Below are 18,746 nucleotides of genomic sequence, written 5' to 3'. Positions count from 1 at the left end.
AGCGCCGGTGCCGGGCAAGCTCCTCCGCCAGGGCCGAGAGCCCAGCCCCGGCACCGGACGCGTCAACCCCGTTCTGCTCACGCGGGAGAGGCCCCGGACCCGCCCCTCCACCTGAAGCGCTCGCCGCGCGGCTGCCTCCGGTTCACCGCGGGAGCGTCGTGGCCGGTCGCGCAGTTCCCCGCGCCCCTGAAGGGGCGTCACTTCCGGCCGGGTAGCCTCCGGCCGGTTCCCATACACCGCCAGGAGGCTCCCGTGACCGTCCCCTTCCGTCTCTTCGCGCTCCGCGTCCTGCGCACCGCCCCCCTCTCCCCCTCCCTCCTCCGCGTCACCTTCGGCGGTCACGGCGAGCCCGGGCTCAGCGGCTTCGTCTCCGGTGGCCGGGACCAGTCCCTCTCCCTCTTCCTCCCGCACCCCGGCCAGGACGAGCCCGCCCTCCCCGCGGAGACCGACCCCGACTGGTTCACCTCGTACCGGAACATGCCCGACGGCATACGCGCCGTCATGCGCTCCTACACCGCCCGCGCCCACCGCGACGGCCCCGCAGGACCCGAGCTGGACATCGACTTCGCCCTCCACCCCGACGGCGGCCCCGCCTGCCGCTGGGCACAGCAGGCCGCGCCCGGACAGCGCGTGGCCGTCCTCGGCCCCACCGCCGCCGACAACACCGGGGTGCGGTTCCGGCCCGCCGACGACACCGGCCACGTCGTCATCTGGGCGGACGAGACCGCGCTCCCGGCCGCCTCCGCCGCCCTGGAGCAGCTCCCCGCCGACCTGCCCGTCAAGGCATGGATCACCGTCCAGCACCGGGGCGACGCCACGGAGCTGACGGCGCCCGACCGGGCCGAGATCACCTACCTGGTCCGGGACGAGGACGCCCCCGCCCCCGTCGAGGCGATCGCCGCCGCCGACATCGACGCCCCCGGCGCCCCGTACGTCTGGATCGCCGGGGAGGCCTCCTGCGTGCGCGCCCTGCGTCGGCACTTCGTCAACGACCGCGGCGTCGACCGCCGCCGCATCACCTTCACCGGCTACTGGCGCCAGGGCCTCACCGAGGACGGCCTCCGCGAGGCCACCTCCGAGCACGAGGTGTCGTAACCCCCATGAGCAGGGAGGGGCGCGCCGGACGGTCCCGGCGCGCCCCTCCCCCCGTACGGGATCACCTCACCGCGCCGGCCACGGCACCTGCGCCGACCGGTAGTAGTCGATGCCGAGCGCGTCGAAGCGCGGCCCCTGCTGCGCCAGCCGCAGCCGGTACTTCTCCCAGTCGTGCGTGGACCTCGGCGACCAGCCCAGCTCGGCGATACCGGGCAGCCGCGGGTACGCCATGAACTCCAGTTGGTCGCTGGTGGCGAGGGTCTCGGTCCACAGCGGGGCCTCCACGCCCAGCACCGAGGACTCCGGCGCGCCCGCCAGGTAGGTGCCGGGGTCCCAGTCGTACGAGCGCCGGACCTCGACGTAACCCGCCCACTTCAGGCCGAGCGGGGTGTCCTTGTGGTACTTCATGTCCAGGTAGCTGCGGTCGGCCGGGGAGAGCACCAGCCGGGTGCCGCCCTTCGCGGCGTCCACGACCTTCTGCCGCTCGGCCGCACTCGTCTTGTCGTAGCCCCAGTACTGGACGACCTTGTCCTCGACCTGGTCGGCGCCGACGAGCTGGTGCCAGCCCATGACCTTCTTGCCGTACTTGCCGACCACCTTCTGCGCGTGGTTCATGATCTTGGCGAAGTCGGCGTCACTGGTGGAGTGCGCCTCGTCGCCGCCGATGTTGAGGTACCTGCCCGGGGTGATCGCCGCGATCTCCCGCACCACGTCGTCGATGAACCGGTACGTGACCGGCTTGCTCGCGCACAGGCTGCTGAAGCCGACCTCGGTGCCCGTGTAGAGGGGCGGCGCGACGCCGTCGCAGTTCAGTTCGGCGTAACTGGCGAGCGCCGCGTTGGTGTGGCCCGGCATGTCGATCTCGGGGATGACGTCCATCCGGCGGGAGGCCGCGTACGTCACCAGCTCCTTGTACTGGGCCTTGGTGTAGTGGCCGCCGGGGCCGCCGCCGACCTGGGTGGAGCCGCCGTACGTGGCCAGCCTCGGCCAGGAGTCGACGGCGATGCGCCAGCCCTGGTCCTCGGTGAGGTGCAGCCGCAGGGTGTTGATCTTGTAGAGCGCGGCCTGGTCGATGTACCGCTTGACCTGCTCCACGGAGAGGAAGTGGCGTCCGACGTCGAGCATCACCGCCCGGTAGGCGAAGCGCGGGACGTCCTTGATCGTGCCACCGGCGACCTGCCAGGGCCCGGCCTGTTTCGTCGGTTTCTCGACGGCGGCGGGCAGTTGCTGCCGCAGCGTCTGGACGCCGTGGAAGAGGCCGGCGGCCCTGCGGGCGGTGATGGTGACGCCGCCGCGGCCGGACTGCAGGCGGTAGCCCTCGTCGCCGAGGGACCTCTCGTCGGCGAGCTTCAGGCGGATGCCGCCGTGGCCCTCGCGCGAGGTGACCGGCAGCCGGTAGCCGGTGGACGGGCGCAGCACCCGGGCGAGCGCCTCGCCGACCTGGCGGGCCTCCCGGGAGTGGCCCACCCGGATGTCGGTCGCGCGGTCGATCGTGTACGCCTGGCCGCCCGCCCGCACCTCGGAGGGGGCCGGGACGATCTGGCCCAGCGGGCGGGGCGGCTCGGCCGCCCCGGGGGCGGGCGCGGCGCCGACGGCGGCCGTGCCCGCGACGGCGACCAGCAGCATCGGGGCGAGCAGGCGGGAGAGCGTACGACGGTGTCTCACAAAGCGTCCCTTCGACGGGCATCGCGGATGTGGCATGTACGTGGCACGTGTCTGGCAGGATTCATGGCTACCCGCCCCCTCACCCCGGGTCAAGGGTGTAGACCAATTCCCCACACCACTGGCCCAATCCGCCCGGTGGGAGAATCCCCCGTATGGCGATGGCGGAGATCTTCTCGAAAGACGGCACCTGGACCTTCGACGGCGACGCGGTCCGGATCGAGCCGAGCGGCGACAAGGGGGTCGGCCTGCTGCGCCGGACGCTGGGCGAGGTGGTCGTACCGCTGGAGGCGCTGGCGGGCGCCTCCTTCGAACCGGGGCGCAAGACCGGGCGGCTGAAGCTGCGGATGCGCGAGGGCGCGTGCGCGCTGACCCAGATCACGGGCGGGCGGCTGGACGACGTGTCGAACCCCTACCTGCTGACGGTCGGCAAGGACCTCCAGGGCGCCGCCGAGTACTTCGTGGACGCGGTGCGCAACGCCCTGCTGCTGGAACAGGTCGACAAGGGCCCGGTGGACCACTACCTCCTGCGCGGCCCGCACGTCCCGCTGACCGTGGGCGCGGGCGACGGCGTGCTCACCTTCGACGGCGAAACGGTCCGGCTGGAGTGGAACTGGAAGACCGACGAGGCCAAGTCCTCCGGCGGACCGCAGACCATCGCCCTGAAGGACGTGCTGGCCGTGGAGTGGCTGCCCGCCATGGGCCTGGAGGAGGGGTACCTGCGCTTCCGCACCGCCCAGTCGCCGCCGGCGCTCCGGGCGAGCCTCGACCGGTTCGCCGTGGAGGTGTACGGCTTCAAGAAGGACCCCCTGATGGCGCTGGCCGCGGCGGCCGTGGCGGCCCGGATGCCGCACCCGCACGCGGCCGAGGACACGGCGCCCGAGGCGCCCGCCGCCCTGGAAGCCGCCGCGCGGGATGCGGCGCCCGCCGCCGAGGACCACGACGTCCTGCTGCGCCGGCTGCGGGAACTGGGCGAGCTGCACCGGTCCGGGATCCTCACCGAGGAGGAGTTCACGCTGGCGAAGCAGGCGGTCCTGAAGCGGCTGTGACCGCTCCCGGAGGGGGCCAAGGTCCAGACCAAGAGAGAAACGTAGCGCGATCAAGAAGAATCCTGCCCGATATCGGGCAGGATTCTTGCACAAGAGGACACGCTCCCCCACTATCGACAGGTGCTTGAACGCCGTACGCCTGCGGAGTCGTCCTACTCCCACGCCGATCTCGTCGACCATCTGGTCCGCTCCACCGCCCTGCCGCGCGGTGAGGCGGCCCGGGTCGTGCTCGACGTGCTGGCGTACTTCGACGAGACGACCGAGGGGTTCGTCCGCCGCCGCCATCGCGAGCTCCAGTCCGGCGGCCTCGTGAACACGGAGATCTTCGACCGGATCGCCGCCGAGCTGCCGCACCGCGCGGTCGCTCCCCCGGAGCTCTCGCTGCGCCAGCTCCGGCGCATCGTCTACGGCTGAGCAGCACCCCTGAAACTCGGAGGAACAGACCTTTATGTGTGGAATCGTCGGTTACATCGGCAAGCGTGATGTCGCGCCCCTGCTGCTCGAAGGCCTCCAGCGCCTGGAGTACCGGGGTTACGACTCGGCGGGCGTCGTGATCAACACCCCCAAGGCCCCCGCCCTGCGGATGGTCAAGGCCAAGGGCCGGGTCCGCGACCTGGAGGCCAAGGTCCCCAAGCGCTTCGCCGGCACCACCGGCATCGCGCACACCCGCTGGGCCACCCACGGCGCGCCCTCCGACGAGAACTCGCACCCGCACCTGGACGCCGAGTCCAAGGTCGCCGTCGTCCACAACGGCATCATCGACAACGCCGACGACCTGCGCGCCAAGCTGCTCGCCGACGGCGTGGTCTTCGCCTCCGACACGGACACCGAGACGGTCGTGCACCTGATCGCCCGCGCCCAGGCCGAGACCCTGGAGGAGAAGGTCCGCGAGGCGCTGCGCCACGTCGAGGGCACCTACGGCCTGGCCGTGATGCACGCCGACTTCCCCGACCGCATCGTCGTCGCCCGCAACGGCTCCCCGGTCGTCCTCGGCATCGGCGAGAAGGAGATGTTCGTCGCCTCCGACGTCGCCGCCCTGGTCTCGCACACCCGCCAGATCGTCACCCTGGGCGACGGCGAGATGGCCACCCTCAAGGCCGACGACTTCCGCACGTACACCACCGAGGGCTCGACCACCTCCTCGACGCCGACCACCGTGGAGTGGGAGGCCGAGTCGTACGACATGGGCGGCCACGACACGTACATGCACAAGGAGATCAGCGAGCAGGCCGACGCGGTGGACCGTGTGCTGCGCGGCCGCATCGACGACCGCTTCTCCACCGTGCACCTGGGCGGCCTCAACCTCGACGCCCGCGAGGCCCGCGGGGTGCGCCGGATCAAGATCCTCGGCTGCGGCACGTCGTACCACGCCGGTCTGATCGGCGCCGGGCTCATCGAGTCCCTGGCCCGCATCCCCGCCGACGCCGAGCCCGCGTCGGAGTTCCGCTACCGCAACCCGGTCGTGGACCCCGACACCCTCTACATCGCGGTCTCCCAGTCCGGTGAGACGTACGACGTGCTGGCGGCCGTGCAGGAGCTGAAGCGCAAGGGCGCCCGCGTGCTCGGCGTCGTCAACGTGGTCGGCTCGGCGATCGCCCGCGAGGCCGACGGCGGCGTGTACGTGCACGCCGGGCCCGAGGTCTGCGTCGTGTCCACCAAGTGCTTCACCAACACCGTCGTCGCCTTCGCGCTGCTCGCCCTGCACCTGGGCCGCATCCGCGACCTGTCGGTCTCCGACGGCAAGCGGATCATCGAGGGCCTGCGCAGGCTGCCCGAGCAGATCTCCGAGATCCTCGCCGACGAGGACAAGGTCAAGGAGATCGCCGAGGCGTACGCCGGCGCCCAGTCGATGATGTTCATCGGGCGCGTGCGCGGTTACCCGGTCGCCCTGGAGGCCTCCCTGAAGCTCAAGGAGATCTCCTACATCCACGCCGAGGCCTACCCCGCCTCCGAGCTCAAGCACGGCCCGCTCGCCCTCATCGAGCCCGCCCTGCCGACGGTCGCCATCGTCCCCGACGACGACCTGCTGGAGAAGAACCGCGCCGCCCTGGAGGAGATCAAGGCCCGCAGCGGCCGCATCCTGGCGGTCGCGCACCGCGAGCAGGAGAAGGCCGACCACACCATCGTGGTCCCGAAGAACGAGCCGGAGCTGGACCCGATCCTGATGGGCATCCCGCTGCAACTCCTCGCCTACCACACCGCGTTGGCGATGGGCCGCGACATCGACAAGCCGCGCAACCTGGCGAAGTCCGTCACCGTCGAGTAGTCCCGGCACACGGTACGAAGAAGGGCCCCGTACGCCGCCACCGCGGCCGTACGGGGCCCTTCCGCTCCTCATGGGGGCGGCAGGTCGCAGGAACCGCCGCACGCCGTCAAGGGCGGGGAGCCGCCGACCGCCGGGCACGGGACGCCTCCTGAGGAACCGTCACGGAATGACCACGACCGGCCGCTGCGCCCGCTTGGCCAGCCGTCCCGCGACCGAGCCGAAGAGCCGCCCGACGATGCCCTGGGTCGAGCCCACCACGATCGCGTCGGCCTCGTACTCGCGGCCGACCTCCTCCAGCTCGTGGCAGATGTCGCCGCCCCGCTCGACCAGGATCCACGGCACCTCGGCGAGGTAGTCCGCGCAGGCCAGTTCGAGTCCGAGGACCTCGGTGCGGTGGTCGGGGACGTCCACGAAGACCGGGGGCTCGCAGCCCGCCCACACGGTGGTCGGCAGCCGGTTGGCGACGTGGACGATGATCAGCCCCTGGCCGAGCCGGCGGGCCATGCCGATGGCGTAGGCGAGGGCCCGCTCGCTGGAGGTGGAGCCGTCGAAGCCGACGACGACACCGTGCCGGAAGGCGGGATCGCAGGAGTGTCGCGGCTCTGCCAGCGCGTAGAGGTCGCCGCCGCGTTCCGCGCCGTGCTCGGCGCGGGGATCGGCGACCTGCTTGCGGTCCGCGGGTTCGGGAGTTTCGTGACCGGCCATCGGTGTCTCGGCGTCTGAATCCTCAGGGAGCTGACATAAGGAGCGGGTGGAAGGGACGGCGGAACAACTGGTGCGGCGGGACGGGCGGCGGCCCCGCGGCGGCGGAGCTGTCCGGGAATCGTCTTCCCGGGCCCATACCCCCAAGGGTACGACCGCACTCCTCCACTGCCCAGCCCCCACTTGGCCGCGGGGTTCCTGGAGCATGCACGACGTGGGGCCGTACCGCAATGCCCGCTGCCCCGTACAGGCGTCTGCCGCTGGTCCGTACGGACGCCGCGGAACGTGACCGTACGGGTGACCCGTTCGTTGGTCAGGCTCCGCCCCGCTCCCCGGAGGAGGTCGCCCCGTGCCCGGCCCCTTGCCCTTCCCCTCTCCGTACGACCCCTCCCACGGAGCGCAGGGGGCGCAGGGAGCGCAGAGGACACACACGGCGCACGAGACGCACGGGACGCACCGGGCCCACGGCACGCACGAAACCCATGCGCCCCACGACGCCCACGGCCCCCATGGCGCGCACGAAACGCATGTGTCCCACGACACCCACGACCCCCGCAGCCCCCGCAGCCCCCGCAGCCCCCGCTCCCCTCACATCCCCCACGCCACGCACGCGCCCCCCGGCCCCCCGGGGGACCACTGGTCCGCCGGTACGGATTCCTCACCGGCGGCCGTCTCCCGCTCGGTGGCGGATCTCGTCCGCTGGGCGGCCTTCAGCTGTCTGCTCGTCCCCCTCGTCCTCCTCGGGTACGGAGCCCCGCCCGGCGGTGCCGCGCTCGCGGCGGTGGGGCTCGGCGGAGTCACCGCCGTCTGCCGGTTCCTGCTGCGCCGCTCCGAGCGGCTCGCGGCCCGCGCGGCGGCCGAGGAACTCCAGACGGGCACCCACCGCGGACGGCACAGCCGCACCGGCTCCGGGGCGCATCGCGGCGGCCGGTAGGAGCTGTCCGGCGGACGTCTGCCCAACAGCCTGGTTTCGGTCGAGTCCCAGCCGAGTTCCACTGGAGATCCACTCGAGCCCGCATCGAGAACAATGCGTGAAGAATCAACGGAATCCCGCCCTCTGAGCGGGCTCGTGCGTCGGGTGAGTGACGGGATCGCACATGCGCGCCCGTAGTTTTTCAGCCAACTTCTCCGGCCATCCGTACCCTTGGCGAAATGGCCCGCCAACCCTGGTGCCACCAGGGAAGAAAGGACCGCAGGCGGCCCGCGCACCCTACGGGGACGGGCCATGAGTGAGAGGCGCACTTCCCTGCGGCGCTCGGGAGTGGAACGCTTCCTGATCGAATGCTTCACGCCAAGTTGCCATGTCGACATAGCGGCGCTCGGGGAACTTGTCACGGCGGCGCCATGCAACACAGTAGATTCGATCATGGGTTATTCGACGGCGGGGGAACCGTGCAGGACCTAGAGGGACTGCGACTTCGAGGAGCAGTGTGCAGGAGCGACAGGCCCGTCACGAACAGGGAGCCGCGACCAGCGAGGGGGGCTTAGCGCCATGAGCCAGGACTTGGCCGCACCGCCGGAGGCCGCCCGGAAGCTCTCCGGGCGCCGCCGCCGGGAGATCGTAGCGGTGCTGCTTTTCAGCGGGGGGCCCATCTTCGAGAGCTCCATCCCGCTCTCGGTGTTCGGCATCGACCGCCAGGACGCGGGCGTTCCGCGCTACCGGCTGCTGGTGTGCGCCGGTGAGGAAGGACCCCTGCGGACCACAGGGGGACTCGAACTCTCCGCGCCCTACGGCCTGGAGGCGATGAGCCGCGCCGGGACGGTCGTCGTGCCGGCGTGGCGCTCCATCACCTCGCCGCCGCCGGCGGAGGCGCTGGAGGCGCTGCGCCGCGCGCACGAGGAGGGCGCCCGGATCGTCGGGCTGTGCACGGGGGCCTTTGTGCTCGCCGCCGCCGGCCTGCTCGACGGCCGGCCCGCCACCACGCACTGGATGTACGCGCCGACGCTCGCCAAGCGCTATCCGTCGGTACACGTCGATCCGCGGGAGCTGTTCGTCGACGACGGCGACGTGCTGACGTCGGCGGGCACCGCCGCCGGGATCGACCTGTGCCTGCACATCGTGCGCACGGACCACGGGACGGAGGCCGCGGGCGCGCTGGCGCGCCGGCTGGTCGTGCCGCCCCGGCGCACCGGCGGGCAGGAGCGCTACCTCGACCGGTCTTTACCCGAGGAGATCGGGGCGGACCCGCTCGCGGAGGTCGTCGCCTGGGCACTGGAGCACCTGCACGAACAGTTCGACGTGGAGACGCTCGCCGCACGGGCGTACATGAGCCGGCGGACCTTCGACCGGCGGTTCAGGTCGCTCACTGGGAGCGCTCCACTGCAGTGGCTGATCACCCAGCGGGTGCTCCAGGCGCAGCGGCTCCTGGAGACCTCCGACTACTCGGTCGACGAGGTCGCCGGGCGGTGCGGGTTCCGTTCTCCGGTGGCGCTGCGCGGGCACTTCCGGCGGCAGTTGGGGTCCTCCCCCGCCGCGTACCGGGCCGCCTACCGGGCCCGGCGGCCCGCGGGTGACGCGGTGTCGCTGGGCGCGCCCCTCACGGAGGCCGTGCCGCAGCAGGTGCGGCGGGCGGCCGCCGCCTCGGCCTCGCTGTCCCTGGGGGCCTCCGCCGCGGCGTCCGAGCCGGGCAAGCCCGAGGCGTACGCCCGGCGCGGCTGACACGGCGGAGGCCGGGGGCGGGCCCGGTCCGGGCCCGCCCCCGGTCCGCCTCCGGTCCGCCTCCGCCGGGGCGGGCCCGGCGGGGCCCGGGGCGCACCGCGCAGTCCCGGGAGGCCCGGGCGCCCCGTAGGGTGAGGCGCATGAACGATCGCATGGTGTGGATCGACTGCGAGATGACCGGGCTCTCGCTGACGGACGACGCACTTATCGAGGTGGCCGCACTGGTCACCGACTCGGAGCTCAACGTGCTCGGCGACGGCGTGGACATCGTGATCCGCCCGCCGGACGCCGCCCTGGAGACCATGCCGGAGATCGTGCGGCAGATGCACACCTCCTCCGGGCTGCTGGACGAGCTGGCGGGCGGGACGACGCTGGCCGACGCCGAGGAGCAGGTCCTCGCGTACGTCAAGGAGCACGTGAAGGAACCCGGGAAGGCCCCGCTGTGCGGGAACTCCGTGGGCACCGACCGCGGCTTCCTGGCGCGGGACATGAAGGAGCTGGAGGGTTACCTCCACTACCGGATCGTCGACGTGTCCTCGGTGAAGGAGCTCGCGCGGCGCTGGTTCCCGCGGGCGTACTTCAACAGTCCGGACAAGAACGGGAACCACCGGGCGCTGGCCGACATCCGCGATTCGATCGCGGAGCTGCGCTACTACCGGGAGGCGGTCTTCGTACCGCGGCCGGGACCGGACTCGGACACCGCGAAGCAGATCGCGGCCAAGTACGTCATCCCTGGTGAGGGGGGCAAGTAGGAGGTTGAGGGGGCCCCGCCGCGGGCCCCGGAAAACCTGGGCGCGAGCACCCTCGCGAACCCTGTACACTTTTTCTCAGCCGGTCGGAAGAACGCAGCAAGAAGACCGGTCATGGTGGGTGTAGCTCAGTTGGTAGAGCACCTGGTTGTGGTCCAGGTGGCCGCGGGTTCAAGTCCCGTCACTCACCCTGAAGGGTCAAGGCCCCGATGCGATTCCCTCGCATCGGGGCCTTGGTCGTTCTCCGGGCCGGCCGCTCAGGACGAGGTGCGGGCGACCAGTTCCGTCGGGAGCAACAACTGCGGCTGCGGCGGGCGCGGGACGCCCACCGGGAGCGAGGCGCGGGCCAGCTCGGAGAGCAGGGTGACCGCCATCAGGCGGCCCATCTCCTCGATGGGCTGGCGCACGCTGGTGAGCGGCGGGTCCATCTGGCGGGCGATCGATGTGTCGTCGAAGCCGACCATGGCGAGGTCCTCGGGTACCCGCAGGCCGTGTTCGCGCAGGACCTGGCGGGCGCCGACGGCCATCACGTCGGAGGCGACGAAGACCGCGTCGGGGGCGGGGGTGACGCCCAGCAGGGTCTCCATGGCGCGGCGGCCGCCCTCCTCGGTGAAGTCGGCCGGGGCGATCAGCGCCTCGTCGGCGACCAGGCCCGCTTCCGCGAGGCCGTCGCGGTAGCCGGCCAGCCGGCACTGGGCGCCGTAGATGTCCAGGCCGCCGGTGATGGTGGCTATCCGGCGGCGGCCCCGGGCGGCCAGGTGGGCGACGGCCTGGCGGGCGCCGGAGACGTTGTCGGCGTCCACCCACGGCAGAGGCTCGGCGGCGGAGCGGCGGCCGCTGATGACGGCCGGGATGCCCAGTTCGGCGAGCAGGTCGGGCAGCGGGTCGTCGGCGCGCAGCGAGACGACCAGGACGCCGTCGACCCGGTGGCCGGCCAGGTAGTGGGCGAGGCGGGCGCGGTCGCGGTCGTTGCCGACGATGGTGAGCAGGAGCTGCATCTCGGTGTCGTCCAGGGCGCTGTTGACGCCGCGCAGGATGTCGGAGAAGTACGGCTCGGCGAAGAAGCGGTTCTCGACTTCGGGGACCACCAGGGCGATGGCGTCGGTGCGGTTGGCGGCCAGGGCGCGGGCCGCCCGGTTGGGCACGTAGCCCAGTTCCGCGACGGCGGCCTCGACGGCGGCCCTGGTGCGTTCGCTGACCCTCGGCGAGCCGTTGACCACGCGGGACACCGTGCCCCGGCCGACGCCCGCCCGTGCGGCGACCTCTTCCAGTGTGGGGCGGCGGCCGCCGCGTGTGCCGCGTGCCGCGTTCCGGCCGCCCGTTTCCCGTATCGCCATTGATCGACCCCTCCCGGCCCGTCCGCGCGTACCGGACGCCCGATGGTAGGACGTGTCCGCACGGTTGTGACGCCAAGTCTCTCTGTCCGTTGCCTTGACACCCCCGGGGGGAGCCGCGAACCTTCAACACATCACCCGTGGGAGCGCTCCCACCGTACCTGACCCGTCGGGCTTCAGGAGGACGCAATGCAGATCACCAGGATCACCGCTCTACGCAGGAACCGCTCCAGGACCGCCGTCGCGTGGACGTCCGCCGCCGTGCTGCTGGGCGGCGCGCTGCTGTCGGGCTGCGCGTCGGACGACCCCGGCCCCGCCGGGGGCACCGGCAGCTCGGCCGCCGGGCAGAAGGGCAAGACCGTACTGAAGGTCGGGGTCTTCGGGGCCTTCGGCCTGAAGGAGGCCGGACTGTACGACCAGTACATGAAGGAGAACCCGGACGTCGTCATCGAGCAGAACTCCATCGAGCGCAACGAGAACTACTACCCGCAGCTGCTCAATCACCTGACCAGCGGAAGCGGCCTCTCCGACATCCAGGCCGTCGAGATCAACAACATCGCCGAGATCACGGCCACCCAGTCCGCGAAGCTGATGGACCTGGGCAAGGTCGCGGGGGTGCGGAAGGACGCCTTCCTGCCGTGGAAGTGGGCGCAGGGCACCAGCAAGGACGGCAAGACGGTGGGGCTGGGCACCGACGTCGGTCCGATGGGCCTGTGCTACCGCAAGGACCTCTTCGAGAAGGCCGGTCTGCCGACGGACCGCGAGGCGGTCGGCAAGCTGTGGGCCGGGGACTGGAAGAAGTACCTGGAGGTCGGCAAGCGGTACCAGGCGAAGGCGCCGGACGGGACGAAGTTCCTGGACTCGGCGGCCGGGCTGATGGCGGCCGTCACGGGCGGCTCCGAGCAGCGGTACTACGACGCCGACGGCAAGGTCGTCTACAAGACGAACCCGGTGGTCAAGGAGGCCTGGGACATCGCGGCGGAGGCCGCCGGGGCGGGCCTGACGGCCAAGCACCAGCAGTTCCAGAAGGGCTGGGACCAGGGCTTCGCCAACGGCCAGTTCGCCACCGTGTCCTGCCCGCCGTGGATGCTCGGCTACATCCAGGACAAGGCCGGCGACGCGGGCAAGGGCAAGTGGGACGTGGCGGCCGCGCCGAAGCCCTCCAACTGGGGCGGGGCGTTCCTGACCGTGCCCGAGGCGGGCAAGAACAAGGCGGCGGCGGCGAAGCTCGCCGCCTGGCTGACCGCGCCCGAGCAGCAGGCGAAGTTCTTCGCCGAGCGCGGCAGCTTCCCGAGCGCCCAGGCGGCGTACACGATGCCGGAGGTGTCCGGCGCCAAGCACGCGTACTTCAACGACGCGCCCATCGGGACGATCTTCTCGGCCGCCGCCAAGGGCGTGCCGGTGCAGATCCTCGGCCCCAAGGACCTCGTCATCGCGCAGAACCTCGCGGACATCGGCATGCTCCAGGTCGACCAGAAGGGCCGCTCGTCCGAGGACGGCTGGAACGCGGCGGTGAAGGCGATCGACAACGCACTGGACCAGTGAGCGGACATCTGTGATGAGCAGCCCGAGCATCAAGTCCGTCCAGGCCCCGTCCTCCCCCTCCCCCGAGGGGGCGGAGGGCGGGGCCGCCCGGCGGGGCGCCGCGAAGTCCGCCGGTGCGCGCGGCGCGTGGCGCAGCCGCCGCTACCGGTGGGACATGAAGTTCAGTCCGTACGCCTATGTGGCGCCGTTCTTCGTCTTCTTCGTCGCCTTCGGCCTCTTCCCGCTCCTCTACACCGGCTGGGCCTCGCTCCACCAGGTGGAGCTGACCGCGCCGACCGACATGAACTGGGTGGGCCTGCGCAACTTCAGCAGGCTGATGAGCGACGAGTTCTTCTGGAACGCGCTCGGCAACACCGTCACCATCGGCATCCTGTCCACCGTCCCGCAGTTGGTGATCGCCCTGGGGATCGCCCATCTGCTGCACTTCAAGCTGCGCGGCTCGTCGTTCTTCCGGGTCGCGGTGCTGACTCCGTACGCCACGTCCGTCGCGGCGGCCACCCTGGTCTTCGTGCTCCTCTTCGGACGCGACTACGGAATGATCAACTGGGCGATCGGGATGGTCGGCATCGACCCGGTCGACTGGCAGAACGGCGACTGGACCTCGCAGTTGGCCGTCTCCACCATCGTCATCTGGCGCTGGACGGGGTACAACGCGCTGATCTACCTGGCCGCGATGCAGGCCATCTCGCCCGACCTGTACGAGTCGGCGGAGCTGGACGGGGCCTCGCGCTGGCAGCAGTTCCGGCATGTGACGATCCCGTCGCTGCGGCCGACGATCCTGTTCACGGTGGTCGTCTCCACCATCGGCGCCACGCAGCTCTTCGGCGAGCCGCTGCTGTTCAGCGGCAGCGCGGGGGCCACCGGCGGTTCGGAGCACCAGTTCCAGACGCTGGGCCTGTACCTGTACGAGCAGGGGTGGGTGAACCTGCACCTGGGGCGGGCCTCGGCCATCGCCTGGACGATGTTCCTGATCCTGGTGCTGATCGGGGTGGTCAACTGGCTGATCTCGCGCCGCCTGACCAAGAGCGAGAAGGGGAGCCGGTCATGAGCGCGACGGCCGTACGCGAAGAGGTGCGGAAGACCGGTGACCGGAAGCCGGGGCGGGCCCGCGGGGCGCGCGGGGTGCACCAGGCCGGGCGGCAGCGGTACGCGGGGAAGCTGACGTACGCGATCCTGGTCGTCTTCACCCTCGGCTCGCTGTTCCCCCTGGTGTGGACGGCGATCGCCGCGTCCCGCAACAACACCCGGCTGGCGCAGACCCCGCCGCCGTTCTGGTTCGGCGGGAACCTGTTCAAGAACCTCGGCATCGCCTGGACCGACGCCAACATGGGCACGGCGCTGCTGAACACCACGGTGGTGGCGGGTTCGGTGGCGGCGGGCACGGTGCTCTTCTCGACCTTCGCCGGGTTCGCCTTCGCCAAGCTGCGGTTCCGCTTCAAGAACCTGCTGCTGCTGCTGGTGATCGGCACGATGATGGTGCCGCCGCAGCTCAGCGTCGTACCGCTGTACATGATGATCGCGAAGCTGGAGTGGACCGACCAGCTCCAGTCCGTGATCCTGCCGACGCTGGTGAGCGCCTTCGGGGTGTTCTTCATGCGGCAGTACCTGACGGAGGCCCTGCCGACCGAGCTGATCGAGGCGGCCCGGGTGGACGGGGCGAGCAGCATCCGGGTGATGTGGCACATCGTCTTCCCGGCGGCCAGGCCGGCGATGGCCGTGCTCGGGATGCTGACCTTCGTGATGGCCTGGAACGACTTCTTCTGGCCGATCATCGCGCTCACCCAGAACGGCAGCCCGACCGTGCAGGTGGCGCTGACCGGGCTCGGCCGGGGCTTCATCCCGGACCAGTCGGTGATCATGGCGGGCGCGCTGCTGGGCACGCTGCCGCTGCTGATCGCCTTCGTGCTGTTCGGCAAGCAGATCGTCGGCGGCATCATGCAGGGCGCGGTCAAGGGCTGAGCCGCCCGCCGCGCCCCCACCACCCCTTCCTTCCAACGGAGTTGAACCATGTCTTCTGACAGGTCTTCTGACAGGTCTTCTGGCAGCTTTCCGTCCGGCTTCCTGTGGGGGTCCGCGACCGCCGCCTACCAGGTCGAGGGGGCGGCGGCGGAGGGCGGCCGCACGCCCTCCATCTGGGACCGCTTCTCGCACACCCCCGGCCGCACCGAGAACGGCGACACCGGTGACGTGGCCTGCGACCACTACCACCGGCGGGCCGACGACGTCGCGATGATGGCGGACCTGGGCCTGAACGCGTACCGCTTCTCGGTCTCCTGGCCGCGCGTGCAGCCGACCGGCCGGGGCCCGGCCGTCCAGCGCGGCCTGGACTTCTACCGCGCCCTGGTCGACGACCTCCTGGAGCACGGCATCACCCCGGCCGTCACCCTCTACCACTGGGACCTCCCGCAGGAACTGGAGGACGCGGGCGGCTGGCCGGAGCGGGACACCGCGTACCGGTTCGCGGAGTACGCGGACCTGGTGGCCGGGGCCCTGGACGACCGGGTCGACCTGTGGACCACCCTGAACGAGCCCTGGTGCAGCGCCTTCCTGGGCTACGGGTCCGGGGTGCACGCGCCCGGCCGCACCGAGCCCCTCGCCGCCCTGCGGGCCGCCCACCACCTCAACCTCGCGCACGGCCTCGGCGCCCAGGCGCTGCGCTCCCGCCTCCCGGCGCGGGCGAGGATCGGGATCAGCCTCAACCCCAGCGTCGTACGCCCGCTGGACCCGTCGTCGGCGGCGGACGTGGACGCGGCCCGCCGCATCGACGCCCTCGCCAACCGGGTCTTCACGGGCCCGCTGTTGCACGGGGCCTACCCCGACGACCTCCTCGCGGACACGGCCGGCATCACCGACTGGTCCTTCGTCGGCTGCGACGACGCGAAGCTGGCCCAACAGCGGCTGGACTGGCTGGGCATCAACTACTACACCCCGGCGCTCGTCTCGCACGCCCCCGGCGGCGACGTGCCGCGCTCGGACGGCCACGGGGCGAGCGACCACTCCCCCTGGCCGGGCGCGGACTCCGTCGCCTTCCACCAGCCGCCGGGCGAGCGCACCGCGATGGGCTGGTCCATCGACCCGTCCGGGCTGTACGAACTCCTCGTCCAGTACGGGCGGGAAGCGCCGGGGGTGCCGTTGTACATCACCGAGAACGGGGCGGCGTACGACGACAAGCCGGAGGCCGACGGCACGGTCCAGGACCCGGAGCGCATCGCCTACCTGCACGCCCATCTGGAGGCGGTGCGGCGGGCGCTGGCGGTCGGCGCGGACGTGCGCGGCTACTTCCTGTGGTCGCTGCTGGACAACTTCGAGTGGTCGTACGGCTACAGCAAGCGCTTCGGCGCGGTGTACGTGGACTTCGCCACCCAGAAGCGGACGCCGAAGGCGAGCGCGCGCTGGTACGGGGAGCTGGCACGGACGGGGGTGCTGCCGCCGCCGGTCCGGGAGTGACGCGCGCGGTACGGGGCCCGGGCGAGCGGGACGGGGACGGCTTCCCAGCGGGCAGGCCGACGGGGGGTGCGGGAACGGCGCGCCCGCGCGGGACGGAGGCCACGACCGCCCCCCGCGCGGGCCCCGTGCCGGGTCAGTGGGGCCCGGCGACTCCCCGCCGCCGCAGCCGGGAGGCGCGGCGCACCACCCGGTGCCCGCGCCGGGCGGAGCGGGGTCCGCGCCCCGTTCCCAGGGCGAGCCAGATGCGGACTTCGGTACCGCCGAGCACGGAGCGGCCTATCCGCAGGTCGCCCCCGGTCGACTCCGCCACCCGGCGGACGATGTCCAGGCCCAGGCCCGTCGAGCCCGCCCGGTCGCCCTTGTTGCCGCGGGCGAGCGCCGCCTCGGGGTCGGCGATGCCGGGGCCCGCGTCCGAGACCAGCACGATCACCGCGTCCTCCCCGTTGTGGACGTCGAGGGAGAAGGGCGTGCCCTCGGGCGTGTGCCGGAAGATGTTGCCCAGGAGCGCGTCCAGCGCCGCCACCAGTTCGGGCCGGGCGACCGGAATCCGCACCGGACGGTCCACACCGGCGAGCCGCACCTCGCGGCCCTCGTCCTCGGCGAGCGCCGACCAGAACTCCATCCGCTCCCGGACGACCTCCGAGACGTCGCACCCGGCGCCCGCCCCCACCGGGAGCGTTCGCGGGCGGTGTTCGCGCGCGGTGCGGATGATGGTGTCGACCTCCCGCTCCAACTGTTCGACGGCGGCCCGCGTCTGGTCGGCCGCCGGGCCGTCCCCGAGCGAGGCCGCGTTGAGCCGCAGCACGGTGAGCGGGGTGCGGAGCCGGTGCGAGAGGTCGGCGGCCAGCTCCCGCTCGTTCTCCAGCAGTTGTACGACCTGGTCGGCCATGGAGTTGAAGGCGACGGCGGCCGACTTCAGCTCGGCCGGCCCCTCCTCCGGCACCCGCGCGCCGAGCTTCCCCTCGCCCAGGTCCTGCGCCGCGCCCGCGAGCCGCTGGGCGGGCTGGACCATCCGTACGCCCAGCCGGTCCGCGACCGCCACCGATCCGACGATCAGCGCGAGACCGACGCCCGCCAGCACCAGCCACGCCGTGGCGACGCCGTTGCTGACGTCCGACTCGGGGACGAAGACCTCCACGACGGCGATGCTGCCGCCGGCCAGCGCCGTCGGCTGGAGGAGCACCGAGCCGCCGGGGACGGCGGCCGTGTACGCGCGTCCGCTGCGCCGGGTGGCGGCGACGTCCTCGGCGGAGGACCGGCCCGTGCCGATCTCCTGCTCGGGGCGCACCACCCGGCCCGCCTCCCGCACCGCGGGGACGTGGATGGCCATCCAGCCCCTGCTGCCGGGCTCGGTGATGGCCATCGCCCGTTCCAGCGGCCCGCTGTCGGTGGTGATGGACAGGGTCGGCCCGATGGACGCGGCCTGCCGCTCGGCGCCGGTGATGGCGCGGTCGCCGGCCATCTCCCGTACCACCAGGCCCAGCGGCACCGCGAAGGCGACCACGACCATGGCGGTGACGGCCAGGCAGACCTTCACCAGCGCCCACCTCACGCGGGAGGCTCCAGTTTGACGCCGACCCCCCGAAGGGTGTGCAGATAGCGGGGGTTGGCGGCGGTCTCGCCCAGTTTGCGGCGCAGCCAGGACAGATGCACGTCGATGGTCTGGTCGTCGCCGTAGCTCTGCTGCCAGACCTCGGCGAGGAGTTCCTTGCGCGGCACCACGACGCCGGGCCGCCCGGCGAGGAAGGTCAGCAGGTCGAACTCCCGCCGGGTCAGGTCGAGGCGCACGCCGTCCAGCTCGGCCTGCCGGCGCAGCGGGTCGATGGCGAGCGCGCCCACCCGCAGCACGCTGGGCGCGGGCTCGGCGCTCGCGGAGGAACGCGACCTGCGCAGCACCGCGGCCATGCGGGCGGACAGGTGCTCGACCGAGAAAGGTTTCGTCAGGTAGTCGTCCGCGCCGTCGTTCAGCAGCCGTACGATCTCGGCCTCGTCGTCCCGCGCGGTCGCGATGATCACCGGTACGTCGGTGATCGAGCGCAGCATCTTGAGCGCTTCGGCCCCGTCCAGGTCGGGCAGTCCGAGGTCCAGTACGACCACGTCGAAGCGGAAATGGGCGACCTCGCGCAACGCCTCCAGGGCCGTTCCGACGCTCCGCACGGTGTGGGACGCCTCGGTCAGGTGCCGGATGAGGGCGGAGCGCACGAACTGGTCGTCCTCGACCACGAGCACACTTGCCAT

At 72.0% G+C, this 18,746-nt stretch carries 16 protein-coding genes and 1 tRNA gene; 12 read left to right on the top strand and 5 right to left on the bottom strand.

From position 1 onward, the window contains the following. The first annotated feature begins 252 nt into the window (after positions 1 to 252). A complete protein-coding gene (locus tag ACIP93_RS22530) occupies positions 253 to 1,095 on the top strand; it encodes a siderophore-interacting protein (RefSeq protein ID WP_401761229.1) in 843 nt (280 codons plus the stop codon). Between the two features lie 66 nt (positions 1,096 to 1,161). Here the strand turns inward: ACIP93_RS22530 and ACIP93_RS22525 are convergent, their stop codons facing one another. Next, positions 1,162 to 2,796: a beta-N-acetylhexosaminidase gene (locus ACIP93_RS22525; protein WP_401761228.1), complete on the bottom strand. Its 1,635-nt coding sequence runs from the start codon at positions 2,794 to 2,796 to the stop codon at positions 1,162 to 1,164. 122 nt (positions 2,797 to 2,918) lie between these two features. Between ACIP93_RS22525 and ACIP93_RS22520 the strand changes: the two genes are divergently transcribed. From ACIP93_RS22520 to glmS, 3 genes are all read left to right on the top strand, one after another. Continuing rightward, entirely contained in the window at positions 2,919 to 3,806 is an 888-nt protein-coding gene (locus ACIP93_RS22520; RefSeq protein ID WP_345226446.1) for a DUF4429 domain-containing protein, read from the top strand. 120 nt (positions 3,807 to 3,926) lie between these two features. Further along, positions 3,927 to 4,220 carry a hypothetical protein gene (locus ACIP93_RS22515; RefSeq protein WP_345222753.1) on the top strand — a complete coding sequence of 98 codons (294 nt, stop codon included), beginning with the start codon at positions 3,927 to 3,929 and terminating at the stop codon, positions 4,218 to 4,220. 34 nt (positions 4,221 to 4,254) lie between these two features. Then, positions 4,255 to 6,072, top strand: a complete 1,818-nt coding sequence (gene glmS, locus ACIP93_RS22510) for a glutamine--fructose-6-phosphate transaminase (isomerizing) (protein ID WP_345222751.1) — start codon at positions 4,255 to 4,257, stop codon at positions 6,070 to 6,072. A gap of 159 nt (positions 6,073 to 6,231) precedes the next feature. Here glmS and ACIP93_RS22505 read toward each other — a convergent pair whose 3' ends face one another. Continuing rightward, entirely contained in the window at positions 6,232 to 6,777 is a 546-nt protein-coding gene (locus tag ACIP93_RS22505) for a universal stress protein (protein WP_345222748.1), read from the bottom strand. A 526-nt stretch (positions 6,778 to 7,303) separates the two neighbouring features. On the opposite strand from ACIP93_RS22505, the gene ACIP93_RS22500 reads away from it, so the two are divergent. The 4 genes from ACIP93_RS22500 (at position 7,304) to ACIP93_RS22485 (ending at position 10,372) form a co-directional block, all read left to right on the top strand. Next, positions 7,304 to 7,708: a hypothetical protein gene (locus ACIP93_RS22500; RefSeq protein ID WP_401761225.1), complete on the top strand. Its 405-nt coding sequence runs from the start codon at positions 7,304 to 7,306 to the stop codon at positions 7,706 to 7,708. Between the two features lie 558 nt (positions 7,709 to 8,266). Then, positions 8,267 to 9,433, top strand: coding sequence for a helix-turn-helix domain-containing protein (locus ACIP93_RS22495; RefSeq protein WP_345222745.1), 1,167 nt, complete (start codon positions 8,267 to 8,269; stop codon positions 9,431 to 9,433). 140 nt (positions 9,434 to 9,573) lie between these two features. After that, complete coding sequence (gene orn / locus ACIP93_RS22490) at positions 9,574 to 10,185, top strand: oligoribonuclease (protein ID WP_345222744.1); 612 nt, start codon at positions 9,574 to 9,576, stop codon at positions 10,183 to 10,185. Positions 10,186 to 10,299: 114 nt separating this feature from the next. Next, positions 10,300 to 10,372: transfer RNA gene (locus tag ACIP93_RS22485), tRNA-His, on the top strand. 67 nt (positions 10,373 to 10,439) lie between these two features. On the opposite strand, the gene ACIP93_RS22480 is transcribed toward ACIP93_RS22485, so the two are convergent. Further along, positions 10,440 to 11,519: a LacI family DNA-binding transcriptional regulator gene (locus ACIP93_RS22480; protein WP_345222742.1), complete on the bottom strand. Its 1,080-nt coding sequence runs from the start codon at positions 11,517 to 11,519 to the stop codon at positions 10,440 to 10,442. Positions 11,520 to 11,705: 186 nt separating this feature from the next. Here ACIP93_RS22480 and ACIP93_RS22475 point away from each other — a divergent pair, with 186 nt between their 5' ends. From ACIP93_RS22475 to ACIP93_RS22460, 4 genes are read left to right on the top strand one after another with little or no spacing between them, the layout of a single operon-like run. Beyond that, the gene (locus ACIP93_RS22475; protein WP_345222739.1) at positions 11,706 to 13,061 is read left to right on the top strand and encodes an ABC transporter substrate-binding protein; all 1,356 of its coding nucleotides are present in this window, start codon (positions 11,706 to 11,708) and stop codon (positions 13,059 to 13,061) included. A 13-nt stretch (positions 13,062 to 13,074) separates the two neighbouring features. After that, the gene (locus tag ACIP93_RS22470; protein WP_401761223.1) at positions 13,075 to 14,109 is read left to right on the top strand and encodes a carbohydrate ABC transporter permease; all 1,035 of its coding nucleotides are present in this window, start codon (positions 13,075 to 13,077) and stop codon (positions 14,107 to 14,109) included. Further along, positions 14,106 to 15,020: a carbohydrate ABC transporter permease gene (locus ACIP93_RS22465; protein ID WP_345222734.1), complete on the top strand. Its 915-nt coding sequence runs from the start codon at positions 14,106 to 14,108 to the stop codon at positions 15,018 to 15,020. Before ACIP93_RS22470 ends, ACIP93_RS22465 begins: the two co-directional genes overlap by 4 nt. Positions 15,021 to 15,068: 48 nt before the next feature. Next, positions 15,069 to 16,508, top strand: coding sequence for a GH1 family beta-glucosidase (locus tag ACIP93_RS22460; RefSeq protein WP_345222731.1), 1,440 nt, complete (start codon positions 15,069 to 15,071; stop codon positions 16,506 to 16,508). A 133-nt stretch (positions 16,509 to 16,641) separates the two neighbouring features. Here the strand turns inward: ACIP93_RS22460 and ACIP93_RS22455 are convergent, their stop codons facing one another. Next, the gene (locus tag ACIP93_RS22455; protein WP_345222729.1) at positions 16,642 to 18,060 is read right to left on the bottom strand and encodes a HAMP domain-containing sensor histidine kinase; all 1,419 of its coding nucleotides are present in this window, start codon (positions 18,058 to 18,060) and stop codon (positions 16,642 to 16,644) included. Next, the gene (locus tag ACIP93_RS22450) at positions 18,057 to 18,746 is read right to left on the bottom strand and encodes a response regulator transcription factor (protein ID WP_345222727.1); all 690 of its coding nucleotides are present in this window, start codon (positions 18,744 to 18,746) and stop codon (positions 18,057 to 18,059) included. Before ACIP93_RS22450 ends, ACIP93_RS22455 begins: the two co-directional genes overlap by 4 nt.

This window comes from Streptomyces sp. NPDC088745 (assembly GCF_044751045.1).
GTDB lineage: Bacteria > Actinomycetota > Actinomycetes > Streptomycetales > Streptomycetaceae > Streptomyces > Streptomyces cremeus.
This window is presented reverse-complemented; position numbering and strand designations above follow the sequence as displayed.